Here is a 1,231-nt window from a genome sequence, read left to right as displayed (position 1 = left end):
GCTGGCCCGGCTGCCGGCCGGGCAGCGCATCGCGTGCGGCGACGCGGTACCGTATTACGAATTCGCGCACTGGCTCGCATGAACGCGACGCCGGACACTCGCCCGATTCACGGCATGCGCCGCCGCGCCGGCTGCGCAGGTTGTACGACGAACTGTATTCCTGCAATTCGGGCGCGATTGTGTCCCTGCCGGAAAAACCCGGCGGACTATCCTCACGAAGAGGCTCGTCACGCGCCGTGCGCCTGCCCATCCGCACACGCACGGCCGACCGGCGACGCCCCACCGCTTACTTCTTGCAGGCCGACGAACCGATCGTGAATGCCATCGTTTCCGCCGCGCCGGCCGCTGCCGCACTTTCCGGCGGCGCATCGCCCGGCGCTTTCCCCCGCACGTCCGACACGCTCGGCCGCCCGCTGCGCGACCTGCGCCTGTCCGTGATCGATCAATGCAATTTCCGCTGCGGCTACTGCATGCCGCGCGACAGCTTCGGCGCCGACTATGCGTTCATGCCGTCGTCCGAGCGGCTGTCGTTCGCGCAACTCGAAAAAATCGCCCGTGCGTTCACGTCGCTCGGCGTCGAAAAGATCCGCATCACGGGCGGCGAGCCGCTGCTGCGCCGCAACCTCGAAGCGCTGATCGAGCGCCTCGCCGCGCTGACCACCGTCGACGGTAAGCCCGTCGAAATCGCGCTGACGACCAACGGCTCGCTGCTGGCCGCGAAGGCGCGCACGCTGCGCGACGCAGGCCTGTCGCGCGTGACGGTCAGCCTCGATGCGCTCGACGACGCGATGTTCCGCCGGATGAGCGACGCCGACGTGCCCGTGGCGCGCGTGCTGGCCGGCATCGAGGCCGCGCAGGCCGCCGGGCTCGCGCCGGTCAAGGTCAACGCGGTGATCGAGCGCGGCGTGAACGACGACCAGATTCTGCCGCTCGTGCGGCACTTCCGGCATACCGGCGTGGCCGTGCGCTTCATCGAATACATGGACGTCGGCGGCGCGAGCTTCTGGTCCGGCGACAAGGTCGTGCCGGCCGCACGGATGCGCGAACTGATCGACGAACACTATCCGCTCGTGCTCGTCGGCGAACCGGGGCACGACGCCACCGCGATCCGTTGCGCGCACATCGACGGCGCGGGCGAAGTCGGCTTCATCGCGAGCGTGTCGCATCCGTTCTGCGGCACCTGTTCGCGCGCCCGCGTGTCGGCCGACGGGCAGCTCTACACGTGCCTGTG

Annotated in this window: 1 protein-coding gene; it reads left to right on the top strand. The window is 69.4% G+C overall.

Going from position 1 to position 1,231, the window contains the following annotated elements:
- Nucleotides 1–293: 293 nt before the first annotated feature.
- Nucleotides 294–1,231: GTP 3',8-cyclase MoaA (gene moaA / locus G3N99_RS40615; protein ID WP_206125242.1), on the top strand; the 938-nt coding region annotated here is incomplete at its 3' end.

The organism is Burkholderia sp. Ac-20392 (genome assembly GCF_017104585.1).
Classification (GTDB): domain Bacteria; phylum Pseudomonadota; class Gammaproteobacteria; order Burkholderiales; family Burkholderiaceae; genus Burkholderia; species Burkholderia lata.
This window is presented reverse-complemented; position numbering and strand designations above follow the sequence as displayed.